Origin of the sequence: Stenotrophomonas sp. MMGLT7 (assembly GCF_021168555.1) — a bacterium.
GTDB lineage: Bacteria > Pseudomonadota > Gammaproteobacteria > Xanthomonadales > Xanthomonadaceae > MMGLT7.
The window spans coordinates 343845-362315 of sequence record NZ_JAJOZS010000003.1; the positions used below are offsets into that span (position 1 = coordinate 343845).

At 68.8% G+C, this 18471-nt stretch carries 21 protein-coding genes and 1 tRNA gene; 7 read left to right on the top strand and 15 right to left on the bottom strand.

The genetic code is table 11. From position 1 onward, the window contains the following. Nucleotides 1-91 precede the first annotated feature (91 nt). A complete protein-coding gene (locus LRX76_RS06235) occupies nucleotides 92-574 on the top strand; it encodes a PepSY domain-containing protein (protein ID WP_231803170.1) in 483 nt (160 codons plus the stop codon). 71 nt (nucleotides 575-645) lie between these two features. Here LRX76_RS06235 and LRX76_RS06240 read toward each other — a convergent pair whose 3' ends face one another. The 10 genes from LRX76_RS06240 to birA all read right to left on the bottom strand — a co-directional run bounded on the left by LRX76_RS06240 (nucleotide 646) and on the right by birA (nucleotide 9796). Then, nucleotides 646-1947, bottom strand: a complete 1302-nt coding sequence (locus tag LRX76_RS06240; protein WP_231803172.1) for a tryptophan--tRNA ligase — start codon at nucleotides 1945-1947, stop codon at nucleotides 646-648. A 718-nt stretch (nucleotides 1948-2665) separates the two neighbouring features. After that, nucleotides 2666-2881, bottom strand: a complete 216-nt coding sequence (locus tag LRX76_RS06245; RefSeq protein WP_231803174.1) for a CsbD family protein — start codon at nucleotides 2879-2881, stop codon at nucleotides 2666-2668. Nucleotides 2882-3266: 385 nt separating this feature from the next. Next, nucleotides 3267-3407: an entericidin A/B family lipoprotein gene (locus LRX76_RS06250; protein WP_231803176.1), complete on the bottom strand. Its 141-nt coding sequence runs from the start codon at nucleotides 3405-3407 to the stop codon at nucleotides 3267-3269. 59 nt (nucleotides 3408-3466) lie between these two features. Further along, on the bottom strand, nucleotides 3467-3619 hold the full coding sequence (locus tag LRX76_RS06255) for an entericidin A/B family lipoprotein (RefSeq protein WP_231803178.1): 153 nt from the start codon (nucleotides 3617-3619) through the stop codon (nucleotides 3467-3469). A gap of 128 nt (nucleotides 3620-3747) precedes the next feature. Beyond that, nucleotides 3748-4671: an arginase gene (rocF, locus tag LRX76_RS06260; RefSeq protein ID WP_231803180.1), complete on the bottom strand. Its 924-nt coding sequence runs from the start codon at nucleotides 4669-4671 to the stop codon at nucleotides 3748-3750. 211 nt (nucleotides 4672-4882) lie between these two features. Further along, nucleotides 4883-5368 (bottom strand): BLUF domain-containing protein, encoded by a 486-nt coding sequence (locus tag LRX76_RS06265; protein ID WP_269450737.1) that lies wholly within the window; start codon nucleotides 5366-5368, stop codon nucleotides 4883-4885. Between the two features lie 1817 nt (nucleotides 5369-7185). Then, nucleotides 7186-7261 (bottom strand) — tRNA-Thr (locus LRX76_RS06270). Nucleotides 7262-7304: 43 nt separating this feature from the next. Further along, nucleotides 7305-8024, bottom strand: coding sequence for an SPOR domain-containing protein (locus LRX76_RS06275; protein WP_231803184.1), 720 nt, complete (start codon nucleotides 8022-8024; stop codon nucleotides 7305-7307). A gap of 69 nt (nucleotides 8025-8093) precedes the next feature. Further along, nucleotides 8094-8834, bottom strand: coding sequence for a type III pantothenate kinase (locus LRX76_RS06280; protein ID WP_231803186.1), 741 nt, complete (start codon nucleotides 8832-8834; stop codon nucleotides 8094-8096). Next, complete coding sequence (birA, locus tag LRX76_RS06285; RefSeq protein ID WP_231803188.1) at nucleotides 8831-9796, bottom strand: bifunctional biotin--[acetyl-CoA-carboxylase] ligase/biotin operon repressor BirA; 966 nt, start codon at nucleotides 9794-9796, stop codon at nucleotides 8831-8833. The genes LRX76_RS06280 and birA overlap by 4 nt, the downstream gene beginning before the upstream one ends. Nucleotides 9797-9940: 144 nt before the next feature. Here birA and LRX76_RS06290 point away from each other — a divergent pair, with 144 nt between their 5' ends. Both LRX76_RS06290 and LRX76_RS06295 read left to right on the top strand, forming a co-directional pair. After that, entirely contained in the window at nucleotides 9941-10213 is a 273-nt protein-coding gene (locus tag LRX76_RS06290; protein WP_231803190.1) for a hypothetical protein, read from the top strand. Continuing rightward, nucleotides 10180-10968: a M90 family metallopeptidase gene (locus tag LRX76_RS06295; RefSeq protein ID WP_231803192.1), complete on the top strand. Its 789-nt coding sequence runs from the start codon at nucleotides 10180-10182 to the stop codon at nucleotides 10966-10968. Before LRX76_RS06290 ends, LRX76_RS06295 begins: the two co-directional genes overlap by 34 nt. Nucleotides 10969-11390: 422 nt before the next feature. Here the strand turns inward: LRX76_RS06295 and LRX76_RS06300 are convergent, their stop codons facing one another. The 5 genes from LRX76_RS06300 to dusA form a co-directional block, all read right to left on the bottom strand. Beyond that, on the bottom strand, nucleotides 11391-11768 hold the full coding sequence (locus tag LRX76_RS06300; protein ID WP_231803194.1) for a hypothetical protein: 378 nt from the start codon (nucleotides 11766-11768) through the stop codon (nucleotides 11391-11393). A 143-nt stretch (nucleotides 11769-11911) separates the two neighbouring features. Further along, on the bottom strand, nucleotides 11912-13330 hold the full coding sequence (locus LRX76_RS06305; protein ID WP_231803196.1) for an ATP-binding protein: 1419 nt from the start codon (nucleotides 13328-13330) through the stop codon (nucleotides 11912-11914). A gap of 23 nt (nucleotides 13331-13353) precedes the next feature. Then, on the bottom strand, nucleotides 13354-14037 hold the full coding sequence (locus LRX76_RS06310) for a response regulator transcription factor (protein ID WP_231803198.1): 684 nt from the start codon (nucleotides 14035-14037) through the stop codon (nucleotides 13354-13356). A gap of 69 nt (nucleotides 14038-14106) precedes the next feature. Continuing rightward, nucleotides 14107-14403, bottom strand: a complete 297-nt coding sequence (locus LRX76_RS06315) for a hypothetical protein (protein ID WP_231803373.1) — start codon at nucleotides 14401-14403, stop codon at nucleotides 14107-14109. Between the two features lie 438 nt (nucleotides 14404-14841). Next, nucleotides 14842-15804, bottom strand: a complete 963-nt coding sequence (dusA, locus tag LRX76_RS06320) for a tRNA dihydrouridine(20/20a) synthase DusA (protein WP_231803200.1) — start codon at nucleotides 15802-15804, stop codon at nucleotides 14842-14844. A gap of 391 nt (nucleotides 15805-16195) precedes the next feature. On the opposite strand from dusA, the gene LRX76_RS06325 reads away from it, so the two are divergent. From LRX76_RS06325 to LRX76_RS06340, 4 genes are all read left to right on the top strand, one after another. Next, nucleotides 16196-17062, top strand: coding sequence for an SDR family oxidoreductase (locus tag LRX76_RS06325; RefSeq protein ID WP_231803202.1), 867 nt, complete (start codon nucleotides 16196-16198; stop codon nucleotides 17060-17062). Nucleotides 17063-17269: 207 nt separating this feature from the next. Continuing rightward, a complete protein-coding gene (locus tag LRX76_RS06330; protein ID WP_231803204.1) occupies nucleotides 17270-17467 on the top strand; it encodes a hypothetical protein in 198 nt (65 codons plus the stop codon). A gap of 70 nt (nucleotides 17468-17537) precedes the next feature. Then, complete coding sequence (locus LRX76_RS06335; RefSeq protein WP_231803206.1) at nucleotides 17538-17759, top strand: hypothetical protein; 222 nt, start codon at nucleotides 17538-17540, stop codon at nucleotides 17757-17759. 94 nt (nucleotides 17760-17853) lie between these two features. Next, nucleotides 17854-18447, top strand: coding sequence for a DUF4142 domain-containing protein (locus tag LRX76_RS06340; protein ID WP_231803208.1), 594 nt, complete (start codon nucleotides 17854-17856; stop codon nucleotides 18445-18447). Nucleotides 18448-18471: the final 24 nt, after the last annotated feature.

Below are 18471 nucleotides of genomic sequence, written 5' to 3' on the forward strand. Positions count from 1 at the left end.
CCCCCAGGATGAACAAAGCGAAGCCCCATTCATCTTCGGGCAATGCGTTGGTGGCCAGCATGGCTCCGCCTTTCTACGCAGGAGATCCCGCATGCGCAATGACCGCAATCACCGTGTCGCCACCGCCGTGCTGGCGGCGGCCCTGGCCTCGGCCTTCTGCCTGCCCGCCCTGGCCCAGCAGGCCGCCGGATCCGCCGCCGGCGGCGCGTCCCAGGGCCAGCCGCTGACCCAGGCGCAGGTGAAGCAGCTGCTGGAATCCAGGGGCTACACCGACCTGGACGACATCGACTTCAAGAAGGGCCTGTGGCGCACCGAGGCCACCAGCGCGGACGGCAGGCACGTCGGCGTGCAGGTCAATCCCGCCAACGGCGAGATCATCACCGACAGGGCCGTGTCCGAGGTCGGCAAGAACGACATCCGTGCGCGGCTCGCCACCGCCGGCTACAGCAAGGTCAACGACGTGGACCTCGACGACGGCGTCTGGAAGGCCGAGGCCAGGAACCCGCAGGGCCGCAAGGTGAAGGTCCGCCTGAGCCCGAAGGACGGCAGCATCATCGCGGTCGAAGACGACTGACGCACGAGAGCCCGGGCCATCCGGCCGCGGGCGATTGACGGCGGCGGCATGCCCGTGCCGCCGCCTGCACGTCAGCCCGGACCTGCCGCCGCCTCGCGCAGGGTGCGCAGCGCAGCCAGCACGTCCTCGGCCGGCGCCTGCAGGGCGACGTCCGGCAGCCGCAGCGCATCGCCCGTATCGGCCAGCTTCAGCGTGCGGACGCGGCGTCCGGCGTCCTTCGGCGAATCGAAGCCAACGCTCTGCAGCAGTACCGCACCCTCGGCGTCCACCAGCTTGAAGTAGAAGCGATCGTCCTGCCGGTACTGCTTGAAGCTGGGCAACGCCGCCTTGGCCGCGCCCCTGCTCGCGCCGGCCGGCGCCGACGCGCCCAGATCGCGCAGTCCCACCGCATGGCGCAGTTCGGCCAGCAGCGGCGTGGCGTACTTCTCGCGCAGCCGGCGGCCGCCCTCGCGCAGGATCTGCTCGATGTCGTCGGGCCGCGCGATCAGCGCCTGGTAGCGCTCGCGCAGCGGCGCGATCTCGCTGTCGATGCGCTCGAACAGCTTCTGCTTGGCCTCGCCCCAGCCGATGCCGTCGGCGAAGGCCTGGGCGAACTCGGCCGTCTCCTGCCCGCTGGCGAAGGCCTGGTACAGCTGGAACAGCGCCGAACCCTCGGTGTCCTTCGGCTCGCCGGGGGCGCGCGAATCGGTGAGGATCGAGAACACCAGCTTCTTCAGCTCCTCGCGCGGCACGAACAGCGGGATCGTGTTGCCGTAGCTCTTGCTCATCTTGCGCCCGTCCAGCCCCGGCAGCGTGGCGACGTTCTCGTCCACCAGCGCCTCGGGCAGGGTGAAGAACTCGCGGCCGTAGACATGGTTGAAGCGCTGGCCGAAATCGCGCGCCATCTCGATGTGCTGGATCTGGTCGCGCCCCACCGGCACCTTGTGGGCGTTGAAGATGAGGATGTCGGCCGCCATCAGCACCGGGTACATGAACAGCCCGGCAGTGACGCCGGCATCGTCGTCCTCGCCCTCGGCGCGGTTCCTGTCCACCGCCGCCTTGTAGGCGTGCGCGCGGTTGAGGATGCCCTTGCCGGCCACGCAGGTCAGCAGCCACATCAGCTCGGTGGTCTCGGGCACGTCGCTCTGGCGGTAGAACCACACCTTGTCCGGGTCCAGGCCGGCGGCCAGCCAGGTCGCGGCGATCTCCAGGGTGGAACGCTGGGTCTTCTCCGGGTCCTGCGCCTTGATCAGGCTGTGCAGGTTGGCGAGGAAATAGAAGCTCTCCACGTCCGCGGCGCGACTGGCGGCGATGGCCGGGCGGATCGCGCCGACATAGTTGCCCAGGTGGGGGGTTCCGGAGGTGGTGATGCCGGTGAGGACGCGGGTGGTCATGCTGGAGTGCTTGGAGTGGGGCCGATCCGCAAGTTTAACTGTTGCCTGCGCACTGCATCCGGCATCCGGCCGGCGCCGGATCGAGGGGATGACCGTCTTCCCGCTTTCCACGGCCCAAGTGGCAACGCTCTGGCCGGGGAGGCCTGTACTCGTCGCCACCGCGACGACGGGAAGCCAGCGGCTTCCCTCTCCTGCAATCAGCTACGAAAGCTACCGGCGATACCATTCTTGACGGGCGAGGACAGGGGTTTCATCTTCGCGCATTCCCCGTCCCAGGAAGTCACGTCATGCGCCGTCCAAGGCCTGCAACGCCGGTTCCCGGCGCGCCCGAACGCCTCCGGAAATCGGATCGGGGTTTGGGCGCAGGCACGCGCGTTGGATGGCGGACTTGCTCGTCAAACCTTCAAGGTGGCCGAAGGCAACGCCGAACTTTCCTCGCCATCCTCGCGAGCGGAAGGCGTACTTCTCAGCCTCCGAAGCCCTGGCTGCCTCTCGCCCCAGCCGAATCAGCCGAACGGCTGGTCCATTCAGGCACGCCTGGGCGAATCACAACAACGTCCACGTCATCCCGCTTGCGCGGGAGCGACGATCGGCCCCTCCCGCGCCCCGCAGCCGCCACACGTCCTCCGGAGTACGGCGGACGTGCGGCACCACGCCCTACGTAGCGGCTCGCCGGATACAACCCGACGCGGTACGCCGACGCGGTACGACCTGTACCTTACTCGTTCGCCTCGCGCCGCAGCGCGTCCTCGAAGTCGCGCACCTCGCGCTCGGCACGGTCGCGACCCCAGCCGTAGCGTTCCTGCAGCTTGCCGGACAGGTACTCGGCGTTGCCTTCGGCCACCTTGAAGTCGTCGTCGGTCAGGTCGCCCCACTTGGCCTGGATCTGTCCCTTCAGCTGCGACCACTTGCCGGAAATGATGTCTTTGTTCATGGGTTTCCTCCTCGTTGGGCGGCTTGCTTGCCGCGCGCCACAAGGATCGGCCAGGCGCCATTCGCAGGCGGTCAAACCATGTGCAGGCCTGCATCACGCCGATGAACGCTTGTGGCCGCCGCACATCGCGAAGGCCGCGTTCGCTGCGGATGAAATACGTCCGCCCCCCCTGGAAAACCGCAGCCCGGGTAAGCGCAGCGCACCCGGGGCGTTGACCCTCCCGGGTGCGCTCCGCCTACCCGGGCTACCCGGCCAAAGCCTCCCCTGTCCGGACCGGAGCATCTCCCCCAGGCAGACATGGCAGCCAGGCGCGCCCACAAAAGACGAACGGACCGTCACCGGTCCGTTCGCCTGCATATCGAATCGCCGCGCCGCGGCGATCAGATCAATTGCGGCGGTCGGCCGCGCCTTCCACCTTCTCGCCCGCCTTCTGCACATCCTTGCCGGCGCCGGCCACGGTGTTGCATGCCGAAAGCATGCCGGCCGAGAACATCGCCAACACCATCAGAACAATTACACGCTTCATAGTCTTCTCCTCTTCTTTGCATGCGGCTTGGCCGCGATCATTACATCCAGCGCCGCGGCTCAGCAGCGGCCGTCGCTGCAGTCATGGGCCTTGTCTTCGACCTTCTCGCCGGCCTTCTGCATGTCCTTGCCGGCACCGGATACCGTATTGCATCCTGCCAGCAGGCCCGCGGAAAACAGTGCCAGCATGGCCAGGGGAATCGCTCGCTTCATTGACTACCTCGTCGGGCTGGGGAGCCGGGCGAACGGACCTTCCGTCCACCCAGGCTCGTGGGTGGAGTGAATCTGACGGTCGCCCCGTCGATTTCACGTGAACGGATCGCGCTGCGATTCAGCAAGCCTCAGTCGCGCATCAGCGTGGACTTGCCGAACAGGCTCTCGACCAGGTCCACCGCCAGCTCCGCCGTGGCATTGCGCTCGTCCAGCACCGGGTTGAGTTCGACGATGTCCAGCGAGCCCATGCGGCCGCTGTCGGCGATCATCTCCATCACCAGCTGCGCCTCGCGGTAGTTCACGCCGCCGGGCACGGTGGTGCCCACGCCCGGCGCGATGCCGGGGTCGAGGAAATCGACGTCGAAGCTGACATGCAGGTGCGTGTCCTGGTCCACGCCGTCGAGCGCCTGCTCCATCGTGCGCTTCATGCCCATCTCGTCGGTGAAGCGCATGTCGTACACGTCCACGCGGTGCTGCTTGATGAGCCGCTTCTCTTCGGGATCGACCGAGCGGATGCCGATCTGCCGCACCTGCGACGGCACGATCGCCGGCGCGTCGCCTCCCAGGTGGGTGAGCGCATGCGGACCCAGTCCGCACAGGCAGGCCACCGGCATGCCATGCACGTTGCCCGAGGGCGTGACCTGGCTGGTGTTGAAGTCCGAATGCGCATCCAGCCACAGGACCCGCAGCTTGCGGCCGTTCTCGCGGCAATGCCGCGCCACCGCGGTGATCGAGCCGATGCCCAGGCAATGGTCGCCGCCCAGCATCACCGGCATGCGGCCCTCGCGCAGCTCGGCCAGGCTGGCGTGCATCAACGCGCGGTTCCACGCCACCACCTCGTCCAGGTGGCGGTAGCCCCCGACCGGCGGCTGCCATGGATTGCGCGGGCCTTCGAGGTTGCCGACATCGCGCACCTGCACGCCATGCGACTGCAGCGCTTCGCCCAGGCCGGCGATGCGCAGGGCCTCCGGCCCCATCCGCGCGCCGCGATGGCCGGCACCGACATCGGTGGGCACGCCGATCAACGACACCGGGGAAAAGATGCGGCTCACCGGAAACTCCTCGCAAATCGGACCAGTGTAGTCACGCATGCGCGGCCGCTCCCGCGGCAACGCAACAGCCCCGTGGGCGTCGCCGCCACCGGCAGGCCAGCACGGTACCGCCCGCGAGCGATGCCGGCGTCGCTCGCACGGCATGCCGCAGTACCCGAAGATGTCCCCCGCGGACGCCGCACCCTCGGCGTCCTCCGTCACATTGCCGGGTTCAGGCCGGCGCCACCGGCGTCAACGGCAGGACCGGGCCGCCTTCACCCCAGAACGCGACCAGCCGGCGCACGCCCTCGGACTCGGCAAACCGCGCCTGCATCCCGGACTTCACCTGCAACCAGCGCGCGGTGCCCAGTTCGAGCAGCGTCTCGGAACCGGCCTTCTTGCTGGCCATGTGCCACTGCGAGAAGTAGCGGCGCGGTACCGGCCCGTTGAACACCTCGGACACGATCGCATGCTTGGACGAATGCTTGATCCGCTCGTAGATGCGCTCCACGCCCGCGGCCGGACCTTCGAAGTACTGGAAGAACTGCTGCCCGTCGTACAACAGCGCGCCGGTGACGCCCTGCATGGCGTTGTGCGCGTTGGCCTCGATCACCAGCCGGTCGACCTCGGCCACCGTCATCGGCCGGCGTACTCGGCTCAGATAGGCGACCGCAAAAAGCTCCTCATGCGCGTCATCGCGCGAATCCGCATCCGTCAATGCCGCATCCTCTGGCCAGGGGCAACGAGCCTACCACCGTCGCGGCTGACCGGCAGCCACCAGCCGACTGCGGTTTTGCCCGTACGCTGGTACCGGCGCGGTTGCCTGCAGGGCCCGCGAAGTTTAAGTCGGCGGGGCAAGGCGACTTCCCGACTCAAATCGGCAATGCAACCTATGATCCAAGAAGTTTCGCTCAAGGAAACCCTCCTGCCCAATGAGCGGTCACGCCAGACCAGAACGAAATAGAGGGTTGCTACATGCGCTGCATACTGCCCCTCATCCGTGATTATCGTGACGGCGTTAAAAACGGATCATGGTCATCCTCATGGCCGGCTCATGAGGCAAATCTGCGGACGGCCTCGACCGTCCGGACGTGCGTATGCGAAGCCGGCCCGGACAGGTTCCCTTGTAGGAAAATTTCCAATGAAGCGAAGTTGTGATGCCGTTCGCGTCATGACGAAGAGTCATCTACATAGTCTCCGATAGCCTGGCTCGCAGGCTACGAGGAGAGAGACAATGAGGCAGATGATCAAGAGGATGGTGGCTGGCGCCATTTTGGCAGCATCGGTACTAGGAGGCGTAGCGTCGGCGGCGCCAACATGCAAGGCTGCCTGTTACCAGGCATACCTGAGATGTATTGCAGCCGGGGACGAAGCTGCGTTTTGCGAGCAGGAGCGCCAGAGTTGCCTTGAGTTAATGTGCGGCGGCACACCCAATTGATTTTCAGATTCAAGAAGCCCTGCGCGCGGGGCTTCTCACTATACATTCTACCATCTGTAATTCCGGCTACTCCATTTTGTGCCCGGCAGAGTGGATTCAAGGGAATGGGATAGAGCAACCAGAAAAGCCAAAGTGCCTTATGCCGGACAATTTCAGTAAACCCTGGAGCGCTCTTGGATGCCTGGGAACGAGTTGATGTTGCGCCCATCCTATCCAAATAGACAATACGACTATTTGCCTTCAAAGGCAGATAACGAATGTGGGCAAGAATAGTTTCTCCGAATATTTCCCCATAAGAGGCACGCCTGCGCTGGAACTAAACAATTCGTAGAGTTTCCATGTATTCCGCAGACCTACCCCAGACCAAAATTACTGCGGCGGACATTGAGACCGGCCCACGACGAGCCTTGCGGGCGTCTCGCGCGCATGGGAGCGCGCGGCCGGCCATAGCGGATTAGAAGTTCATTCGATAGAGTCATACTGCTCCGGCCATGGAGCAAGGAAGGTCTCCTGAACCCATTGGCCCAACGTCGTGTCGAAATACTTCCGCGTGCATAGCTGCCATTGCGAGTTGTATCCGACGCATGAAGTGGAGCCCCCCACCTGCGCTTTTGCCTGTGGCGAAGAAATAGCAGTGCCAGCAACAGCGACTAATCCGATGAGAAACCCAAGGGCAACCTGGCTCATCCTCATTTCACTCTCCTTGACTGGGGAATGCCGGCGCGGCTTGCTCAAGGCCCGTGGGTTGAGCGGCTGATAGCCCGCGTCGGCAAAGTCAGAATGCCTTGATAGATGGCCCTGGCTATAGGTAATCCGGCCGCTGCACCGTCAGAATTGTCCGAATATGGGATCTCGCCTCTGTGTCCTCCCAGCGACTAGCTTATATGGTCGGCAAGATCGGTAAGGAACTTGGGGGCACCAGCCATTGGGGGCATCTCCTTGGCACAGCCCAGCAACCTGGGGGCATGCCCCCTAATGTGCCCCCATGCCCTCGGATTCAAGCGGACGCTACGGGACGCAATCGGACAAGCGAAAGCATAAAAGCACTTGCTTTTCGGAGAGTTCCGGACGTTCCAGGACGCATCCGGACCGGAAGATGGTGCCGCTTATCCGAATCGAACGGATGACCTACTGTTTACAAGACAGTTGCTCTACCGACTGAGCTAAAGCGGCGTTGTGTGGGCCCCGTACCGTGGGTCCGGCACGGACGGGCATTCTAGCGTAGCGAGGCGCAGTCCAGCGATTGCTGGCGGCTGGCGCCGCTTTGGCGGCGGATCGCGGCCGGCTGTGCATCGGTGGCCAGGCGTACGTCCAGCCACCATTGCGCGCCGCCGGACGATGCCACCAGTTGCGCCGGGAACCCCGCCGCGACCAGCTCGGCCTGGCGGCGCTCGGCACCTTCGCGGTTGCGGTACTGGCCCAGGGCGACGGCGTTGGCTTCCTCGCCCTGGCCGAGGACGTAGTAGTCGCTGAAGCCGGCGGCGGCCACCCGCGCGGCCAGGGCGCGGGCAGTGTCGCGATCGCGGCTCGGAGGCAGCAACACGCGGTAGCTGCTGCCGCCGGCACCGGCGATCTCGCGCACGCGGGCCTGGACGATGTCCGCGCCGGCGCGCTGGCGCGCGGCGTCGGCGTCGGCGCGGTCGGGGAACGCGCCCAGGCTCAGGCAGCGAGGCGCGGATGCGGCGGGCTCGGGCGCCGGCGTTGCCGAGGGCGGCGTCGGCGCGGCCGCGGCCACCCGCGGCGGTTGCGCCGGCACCGGCGCGGGAGCCGGCGGCGCGTCGTCGATGCCGGCCGAACCGGGCACCAGCTCGAGCCCGGCCACGCCGCCGGGCATCGCCAACGGCGGCGGTGCGGGCTCGTCCTTGCGCGCCGCCCACCACAGCGCGATGCCGAGGTTGAGGACGACCAGGATGACGATGAGTGCGCGCACGGCCATGGCCGATTCTAGAACACGCGAACTAGGACGGCCGCAACGGGTCGCCGCCCGCGGCGCGTGTCGCCGCGCTCATCGGCGAGGCTGCGGGTGCGCCTGCGCGGCGAAGACGGCCAGGCCGTCGAGCACCAGCGACGGCCGGTGCCTGGCCATCGGCAGTTCCGGCAACAGTGCCGGCGCGCCACCGCCATGCAGCAGCAGTGCGGGCGGCCTGTGCATCCGCTCCCCGGCCAGGCGCAGGCTGCGTTCGATCAGCGCGATCGCCGCGCCATCGCAGCCGGAAGCCAGCGCGTCGGCGGTGTCGCAGGCGAACTCCGCGTAGCGACCGCCGTCGGCCGGCAGCTGCGAGGCACGCGCGTGCAGCGCCTCGCGCATGGTGGTCGGCGAGGCGGCGATGCGCCCGCCCAGATGGTTGCCTGCGGCATCGAGGAGATCGATGGTCAACGCCGTGCCCACGCCCGCCACCAGCACGTCGCCGCCCTGCACGCGGGCGGCCAGCAGCGCGAGGAAACGGTCCACGCCGAAGCGCGCCGGTTGCGCGTAGGCGATGCGCACGCCGGCGAACTCGGCCTGGGTGGCGACGAGCCGCAGCATGGCGAAGCGCGTTCGCAACGCCGCCATCACCGCATCGGTCAGCGCCGGCGAGGCGACGCTGGCCACGTAGGCGACGTCGCCGCGCGGCAGCGCATCCAACGCCACCGCGTCCATCGCCTCGGCGCCGTGCGGCATCGCCTGCACGTCGCCGGCCAGGCCGTCGCGCAAGGGCGCGAACTTGAAACGGGAGTTCCCCAGGTCGAACAACCAATCGCTCATGCCGCCCTCACGCTGACCTCGCCGGCATGGAACAGCCGCACGTCATCTTCCATCCGCACACGCAGGGCGCCGTCCTCCGCCAGCCCGGCGGCGATGCCGTCGTGCACCAGGTCGCCCTGCAGGACCCGCACCGGCCTGCCGGCCAGCGCGTCCAGCCCGGCGTAGCGCGCCAGGAACGGCGCCAGCCCCTGCGCATCGAACAGCTCCAGCGCCGGCAGCAGGCCGGCAAGGATGGCGGCGGCGACGGCATTGCGCGAGACCGCCCCAGCCGACAGGCTGTCCAGGTCGGTCCACGGCTGGTCGATGTGCGCGGCGAAGGCCGCCGGCATATGCACGTTGACGCCGATGCCGATGACCGCACGCGCGCTGCCGGCGAACTCGCCGCCGCCTTCCACCAGCAGTCCGCCCAGCTTGCGGCCGCCGACCACCAGGTCGTTGGGCCACTTCAGTCCCACCTGGTCGAAACCCTCGGCCCGCAGCGCCTCGGCCACCGCAACGCCGGCCACCAGGCTGAGCCCGCCCAGCCGCGCCAGCCCGCCGGAGAACTGCCGCGACAGCGACAGGTACAGGTGCGCGGCCAACGGCGAACTCCAGTGCCGCCCGCGCCGGCCGCGGCCGGCGGTCTGGCGCTCGGCCAGCAGCACCGCGGCGCCGTGCGCGGGCGCGGGACGGCGCAGCAGCTCGGAGTTGGTCGACTCCAGGCTCCAGGCCACCTCCAGCCCGGCCAGCAGCGGCGCGGCGCGGGCCGGCAGCGCGGCGAGGATGCGGTCGGCCTCCAGCAGTTCCAGCGCGCGCTCCAGGCTGTAGCCGTCGCCGGCACGGCCGTCTATCGCCACGCCCGCCGCGCGCAGGCCCTGGATCCGCTTCCACACCGCGGCACGGGTGAGCCCGAACTCGCGCGCCAGCGCGTCACCGGACAGGCGGCCGGTGCTCAGTTTCGCCAGCAGGGCGCGCTCGTCCAAGGTGGTTTCCAGATCGACAAGCCGGCAATTATGGCCGACCCCGCCGGCGGCGCCCAGCGCGGCGGCTGCCTGCGGCGAAACCCGAGGCAGGAAACTCGGGTTAGAATCGGGCCGATACCGTCCTTGCACCGAGTGATGCCGACGATGCGCCGTTACGCTCATTGCATGATCCTGTTGCTGCTTCCCGCTGCCGCGTGGGCGTCCAACGACCCGGTCGCGGGCCGCGGTGCCTGCGTCTACAGCGACACGGGCGACGCGCACGACGGCGCCGCCGGCAGCCAGGCGGCCCCGGCACGGACGCCACCGGCGGCGAAGAGCCCGGCGGTCACCTCCGGCGGCGGCGGCGATGGCGACCCGCTGGTCCAACGCATGCGCATGCCCAGATGGCACAGCTTCCTGCCGGGCATGTTCCGCTGATCCAGCGCCTGCTCGGCTGGCTGCACCGGCCGGTCGCACCGATCGAGGAAGGCACCTGGCAGCAGCTGCGCGGCCGCTGCGCCTGGATCGCCGCGCTGGAGCCCGGGCGCGAGCGGCGCCTGCGCGAACTGGCCGCGCTGTTCCTGCACCAGAAGACCATCTCCCCGGTAGCCGGCCTGCAGCTGACGGATGACGACTGCGCCCTGCTGGCCGCGCTGTGCTGCCTGCCGCTGCTGGAATTCGGGGCCGGCGGGCTGCGCGGCTGGTCGCAGCTGATCGTGTACCCGGACGCGTTCCGGGTGCGCCGCAGCCATGTGGACGCGGCCGGCGTGCTGCACGAGTTCGACGACGAACTGATCGGCGAGTCGTGGGACAGCGGCCCGCTGATCCTGTCCTGGGCCGACGTGCAGGCCGACCTGGACGAGCCCGACGCCGGCTACTGCGTGCCGGTGCACGAGATGGCGCACAAGCTGGACGCGCTCGATGGCGTCCTGGACGGCACCCCGCCGCTGCCGCGTGCCTGGCAGCAGCAATGGGCGGCCGATTTCCAGCGCGCCTACGACGCGCTGTGCCGCAAGGTGGATACCGGCCGCTACCGCGGCCAGCTCGATCCATATGCCGCCGAGGCGCCGGAGGAATTCTTCGCGGTCGCCAGCGAGTACCACTTCTCCGCGCCGCAGCTGCTGCGGCAGGAACTGCCCGAGGTCGCCGCGCACCTGCAGCGTCTCTACGGCCCGCCGCCACTCGCCGGGTGAGACCAAACGGGCGGCGGCCGGCCGCGCCCCCGGCAGGCCTGCCCGGGCAACCATCTTTTCAGGCACCGGCGACTTTCCATCGAGGGTCATAGGATGGGCCTTCCCACCGCGGCGAAGCCTAACGGGTCACGGCAGCACCCAAGCACATCAGGACCGGGTCGCGTATCGCCGGTCGCGCGCGTGCCGTGTGGCGGGCCAAGGCCCGCCCTACGCCATCTCCAGGATCAGAAAATGGGGCCTCGGCCGAGCGCGGCGGAGTCTGCCGTGAGCGCCAACGCGACAGGGTCATGGACCAGCGGCATGCAAGCACGATGATCGGGCCCGCGTTGCGTATCGCCGGCTGTGCGAGCGGCGGGCCAGAGCCCGTCCCATGCCGTCCCCCGGCCACTGCGGCTGCCCTCGGGGCCGATCGGCAAGTCCCTTCAGTCCAGCATCCGCTCGCCGTCCTCGTCGTCGGCGTCGATGGCGGCGTAGCTGCGGCTGCCGTCCAGCGCGGCCGACATCGGCATGCCGTCGGGCGCCTCGGGGCCGCGCAGGGTCGCCGGCAGGGCGACGTTCGACGGCACCGGCCGGGCGCTGGCGGCGGCGACCGCGGGGTCGGTGGTGCCGACGTGGGTGGTCACCTCGCGCAGCCAGGGCACGTCCTGCACGCTCCATTGGCTCTGGCTGGCGGCGCCGGCCAGCACGGTGATGCCCACCAGCAGCGCGATCAGCGCGGTACGCAGCAGCGCCTCGGACAGACGCCGCCAGCCGGCATGGCGGGCGGTACGCGCGGGCGGGTTGTGGGCCGGGTCGTGCATGGCGTCGTCTTCGCTGCTGGTCGCATCGTGTGCGTGGACAGAGTATCCGCATCCATCATGGCAATTGCTTGAACGCCGGCCAAGCGCCGCGAGCGAGCGACGCGTGCGTTCATTGCCGGTACGGGCTGCAGACCCGTGCAGCCCTACAGTCCAGGCGGCAGGGTCGCCTCGAACCGCGCCCCGCCCAGCTCCTGCGAGCGCCCCACCTGCAGCTCGCCGCGATAGCCCTTCACCAGGTCCTGCACGATCGACAGGCCGATGCCGTGGCCCTGCACGCGCTCGTCGCCGCGCACGCCGCGCTGCAGCACCTTGGCCACGTCCTCGGGCGCGATGCCGGGGCCGTCGTCCTCGACCACCAGCTCCAGGCCGTCGCGGCGGTTGCCGCCGGCCGCGCGGATCCGCGCGGTCAGCAGCACGCGATGGCGCGCCCACTTGAAGGCGTTCTCCAGCAGGTTGCCGAGCAGTTCCTGCAGGTCGCCCGGCTCGCCGTGGAAGCGCGCGGCCGGATCGATGTCGAACTCGCACAGCACGCCCTTGGCCGAGTACACCTTCTCCAGCCCGCGCACGATCTCCTCGGCGCTGGGCTCGATCGGCACCGGCGCGGAGAACAGCTTGTGGCCGCTGGAGGCCGCGCGCGCGAGCTGGTAGGACACCAGGTCGTTCATCCGCCGCAGCTGCAGGTCCATGTCCTTGCGCAGTTCGTCGCCGCTGGCGCCGCTGTCCAGCTGGGTGCGCAGCACCGCCAGCGGCGTCTTCAGGCTGTGCGCCAGGTCGGCCAGGGTGTTGCGCTGGCGCTCGAGGTTCTCGCGCTCGCTCTCGATGAAGGCGTTGATGCTGTCGGTCAGCGGCTCCAGCTCGCGCGGATGGCGCTCGCTCATGCGCACCGCCTCGCCGCGCTGCACGCGGGTCAGCTCGTTGATCACCCGCCGCAGCGGCCGCAGGCTCCATTGCAGGATGAACGCCTGCAGCACCAGCAGCAGCACGCCCGCGCTGCCCAGGTAGAACCACACCGCGCCGCGGAACACGCGCAGCTGCGCACCGAGCGAACGCGCGTCCTCCATCACGTAGATGGTGTACGGCAGCTCGTCGTCGCCGCTGCCGCTCCAGATCAGGCCCAGCCCGTAGCGGTATACCGCGCCGCGGCTGCCGTCGATCTGGGTGATCTCCAGCGGACCGCTGAACGACTCCTGCCGCGGCTGCAGTATGCCGCCGGGCGGCGGCAGCACCGGGCCCTCGGCCGACATCGACGTCCAATGCTCCTGCGGCCACACCACCTCGGCATAGAGGCCGCCACCGGGCACGTCGAAGCGCGGATCAGGCGGCAGCTCGCGGATGTACAGCGAGCCATCGCGAACGAACTCGATGCTGTTGGCGTAGGCGGTGGCGTAGTTCTTCAGGCGTTCGCGCAGGTTCTGCTGCGCGGTGTCGGCGAAGGCGACGTCCAGCGCGTAGCCGGCCAGCGCCAGGAAGGCGACCAGGCTGAGGCTGGCCGCAAGCAGTTGCCGCGCCTTGAGAGAACGCGGCCGCCAGGGCTTGAAGAACCAGAACCGGCCGGCAGCCACCCGCTATCGTCCCCGCCGCCCGCTCAGCCCTCGGTCCGCGGGATCGCGAAACGGTAGCCGCGGCCGCGCACGGTCTCGATCGGCTTGAGCTCGCCGTCCGGGTCCAGCTTCTTGCGCAGGCGGCCGATGAAGACCTCCAGCACGTTGGAGTCGCGGTCGAAATCCTGCTGGTAGATGTGCTCGGTCAGGTCGGCCTTGGACACAAGTTCGCCGGCATGCATCATCAGGTACTCGAGCACCTTGTACTCGTAGCTGGTCAGGTCCACGTTCTGGCCGTTGACGCTGACGGTCTGCGCCGCCAGGTCCAGCGAGACCGGGCCGCACTCCAGGGTGGGCTTGCTCCAGCCGGCGGCGCGGCGCAGCAGCGCGTTGACGCGCGCCAGCAGTTCCTCGACGTGGAACGGCTTGACCAGGTAGTCGTCGGCGCCCTGCTTGAGGCCCTCGACCTTGTCCTGCCAGCTCGAACGCGCGGTCAGGATCAGCACCGGGAACTTCTTGCCCTCGTCGCGCAGCGCCTTGATCAGCTCCATGCCCGACATCTTCGGCAGGCCCAGATCGATGATGCCGACGTCGAACGGCACCTCGCGGCCCATGTACAGGCCTTCCTCGCCATCCTGCGCGGCATCGACCGCAAAGCCTTCGCGCTTGAGGCGGGCGGCCAGGGTTTCCCGCAACGGGGCTTCGTCTTCGACCAAGAGGATACGCATGAACTCTCCCTAGTTACTGTGGTTGGCCGGTGGGCCGGACAACGGATCGGATGGCCCGACTATCCCTGTTCAGGGGTTATCGCCGCGTGGTGGCGGCAAGGGCCGTGACTCGGCCCGCGGCTGCACGCGCGCGGGTGCAGGATCGTCCATGTAGCGGACCCGGCCGTGATCGTCCATGTACTTGACCCGGTTGATGCTGCGGCCGTCGAAGGGAATCTGCTCGGCGCCGAGGATCTGCCCGCCGGTGCTGCGCTGGACGCGGCGCACCGCATCGGACAGCGAGCGGCCCCCGTCCATCTGCGCCGTCTGCATCGGCGCACGCGGCATGACGTCGCGCGGAGGCGGCGCCCCCGCCCCTCGCTCCATGCCGCCGCCCTGCTGGGCGAAGGCCGGCACGGCGGCGGCCAGCAGGGCCAGCGGCAGGCATCGGCGATGGAGGGAAAAGAGCTTCACTGCGTCGAATCCTAGCGGACTGCTCCGAATCGTTCAAAATTCGTGAAGACGGCTGGAATCGGAGACGACTCGAACCATCGGCGTTGAGGGCGAATTCTTGGTTTCGGGCAGTGAATCCGGTCTGAACTTTTCTGAATCAGGATAGTTTTATTAACTTACCTGAACAAACCCGATGGTGAAGCCTTTCCGGTCGGGACGCAATCACCAGGCGTCCGCTCGTGGGCCAGGGCCGCTTCCCGCTCTCGCGACTCCGTGCCTTCGCCCTTATCCAAATCCATCCATCGTCGAAAAATTTCGCCCATCGTCGGCCATTTGCGCCGATGACGGGTGTCATCCGGCCCCGAATGCCGTTCAAGCCGCCAGGCGGCCGCTCGCGGTGGCCCGCAGCGCCTGTTCGATCAGGGTCCAGTCCGCCCCGGGGCGATGCGCGCCCTCGCTGAGGACCTGGCGGAACAGCCGCCCGCCGGGCTGCCCGTGGAACAGCCCCAGCAGATGGCGGGTGATGTGCTTGAGTGCCAGCCCCTGCTGCAGCTGCGCCTGCACGTAGGGTTGCAGCGCGCGCAGCAGATCCTCGCGCCGACGCGGGGCGGCGCCGGTCAGCGCCGCGTCCAGCAGGTGCAGCACGTAGGGATCGTGATAGGCAGCACGCCCCAGCATCACCCCGTCGACCTGCTGCAGGTGCGCCAGGGCCGACTCGACGCTGGCGATGCCGCCGTTGAGCACGACCTGCAGCTGCGGCCGCTCGCGCCGCAGCCGGTACGCCCAGTCATGGCGCAGCGGCGGCACCTCGCGGTTCTCCTTGGGCGAGAGCCCCTGCAGCCAGGCATTGCGCGCATGCACCACGAACACCCCGCAGCCGGCCGCGGCCACCCGGTCGATGAAGGCGAGGAAGCGGTCGTAGTCGTGCTCGTCGTCCACCCCGAGCCGGCATTTCACCGTGACCGGGATGTCGACCACGGCGACCATCGCCGCGACGCACTCGGCCACCAGCGCGGGCTCGCGCATCAGGCAGGCACCGAAGCGCCCGGCCTGCACCCGATCCGAGGGGCAGCCGCAGTTGAGGTTGATCTCGTCGTAGCCCCAGTCCTGGCCGATGCGCGCGGCCTGCGCCAGCAGCGCCGGTTCGCTGCCGCCCAGCTGCAGTGCCAGCGGCCGCTCGACCGTGTCGAAACCCAGCAGGCGCTCGCGATCGCCATGGATCACCGCGTTGGCATGCACCATCTCGGTATACAGCCGCGCCGACGGCGCCAGCAGCCGGTGGAACACCCGGCAATGGCGGTCGGTCCAGTCCATCATCGGCGCGACGGAGATCATTTTTTCTTTGCAGTTCAAGGATAGGGCTCGACAGGATCGATACATAGGGGCGGGCATCGGACTCGCGCGTTCACCGCGATCTGCCCGGCCGCCGCGCTCCACGGTGGTTCGACGCACACGGAGATCTGATGCAGGGGCGGCGATGGCCCGGCCCGCCAGCGGGCTCGGGGCCGGTGCCGGCCATCGTATGCCAGCCTGGCCTTCGAGCGCCACGAGGAAGCGGCAACACCAGGCCCCCGATCGCCGGGATGCGCCTGCCGGCCGTGCAGGACGGGACATGGCGGTGGCAGCCCGGCGGGAAGGCGCCTCACATGGTGCGCACGCTCCGTGTGCGCTCGCTTGACCCGGCCGGCGCCACACTGGTTGCTCACTTTTCTCGAGGATCCTTGCCATGGCCGTCCCCCACTATCCGACGCCTCCGTTCAAGCGCCAGCAGCAGTCCTTTCCCGGCAAGACCGAGCAGATGGAGCCGCGGCCCGACCACGGCGAGCAGAGCTATGTCGGCAGCGGCCAGCTCCAGGGCAAGAAGACCCTGATCACCGGAGGCGACAGCGGCATCGGCGCCGCGGTGGCGATCGCCTTCGCCCGCGAGGGCGCCGATGTCGCCATCGCCTTCCTGCCGGACGAACGCGACGACGCCGAAAGCATCGGCGCACTGATCGAGGCCGCCGGGCGCAAGGCGGTGCTGGTCGCCTGCGACATCAGCGACCCGGCCCAGGCCAGCGCGCTGGTCGACCAGGTGAAGCAGGAGCTCGGCGGCCTGGACGTGCTGGTCAACAACGCCGCCTACCAGCGCTACTTCGAGAGCTTCGACGAGATCACCCTGGACGAGTGGCGCAAGACCTTCGACACCAACGTCCACGCTGCCTTCAACCTGGTGCGGCTGAGCGTGCCGCTGCTGGAGAACGGCGGCTCGATCATCAATACCGCCTCGGTGAATTCCAAGAAGCCCACGCCCAACATCCTGCCGTACTCCACCACCAAGGGCGCGCTCGCCAACCTCACCATCGGCCTGGCCGGACTGCTGGCAGAGCGCGGGATCCGCGTCAACGCGGTGCTGCCGGGCCCGATCTGGACGCCGTTCATCCCCGCCGGCATGGCTGCCGAGGAAGTGGAAACCTTTGGATCGCAGACGCCGTTCGGCCGCCCTGGCCAGCCGGCCGAGCTGGCCTCGGCCTACGTGATGCTGGCCAGCGATCGCGCCAGCTACACCTCCGGCGCACTGCTGACCATCTCCGGCGGCGCCGTGGTGCTTTGAGCCACCGCTCGGCCGCCTCGGCAAAGCTGCGGATGCCTGCGCGCCGCCGGCCCGGGTGCGCGGCATCCCGGCCGGCACGACCACGCCGCCGGCCGCCGAGCGCGTCTCGCATCGGGCCCGCCGCAAACGCGAGGTGAAACCCACGCACCACGGTTTCACCTTCGTTGAACCGGCCGCTGGGCTAGCGTCGGAGGCGAGGTGAAGACGATGACCCGAAAAACCAGCAACCCGCTCGGCCAGGTCAGCGACCGCGAGAAGGCGTTCACCCCGGACAAGCTGAGGAACGACAAGGCGCAACGGAAGGCACCGGACATGCCCGACAGCGATCCGGACAGCAACCACGCCGAACCGGACGACTACGAGCGGCTGCCCAGCGACCCCACGCGACGCGGCAGCCCGCGTTGACCCCCACCCGGCAGACACCGGCGGCAACACGCGGCCGCCCGGCTCGCCGCGACATCGACGAGGAGACACCATGACCGACATTTCCCCGCCACTGGAGAAGGCGCTGCAGCGCCTGGAGCACGACATCCCGGACCTGCGACGGCAGCATCCGAACGATTTCTGGGACGTGTTCGACGCACGCGCCGCGGAAATCACCGACCAGGTCGACAAGAGCGACGCACCGCTGGTGGCCAAGCGGATCGACGCGATGCTGATCAAGCACCAGCTGGGTCCGGCCGACCCCGGTGCATGAGCGCCGCTGCCATGCATCGATCCCCGACGATGCCGCGCCCCCATCGGCCGCGCATCGCCCCCCCGGACGTGAACCCATCGGCGAGGACTGCACCATGACCATGAACCTTCATCCATCCCGTACCGGCGTGCTGGCCGCGTCGCTGGCGCTGGCCGTCGTGCTCGGCGCCTGCGGCCGTGCCGGCGACGATACTTCGCGCACGGCACCGCAGGTCGCGCAGCAGCCGCAGGCGGTGGACCCCGGCGCCACGCCGGCGCACGGCGACGGCGAGATCCTCGGCGCGCTGGCCGCGATCGATCGCAACATGATCGCGCTGGCGCAACAGGCGGTCGACCGCCACGTGGGGGCGTCGACCGAGGAGTTCGCCCGGCAGCTGCTGCACCAGCACGGCGACCACCTCGAACGGGCGCTGGCGCTGGGCGCCAAGGAAACCGGCAAGACGGTCGAAGCGCTGCAGGCCGCAGGCAAGAGCAGCGTCGATGCGCTGGCCGCGCAGGACGACGAGAATTCCTACCGCAACGCCTTCATCCGCACCATGGTCCTGCAGCATGCCGAGGCGCTGGACCGGCTCGACCGCGAGCTGATCCCCGCGGCCGGCGACGAACCGGTGCGCCAGCACCTGCAGCAGACCCGGCTGATGCTGGCCGAGCATTTCGAGCGCGCCCAGGCCGTGGCGTCCTCGCGCTGAGTCCCGGCCGCCGCGACGGCTGCC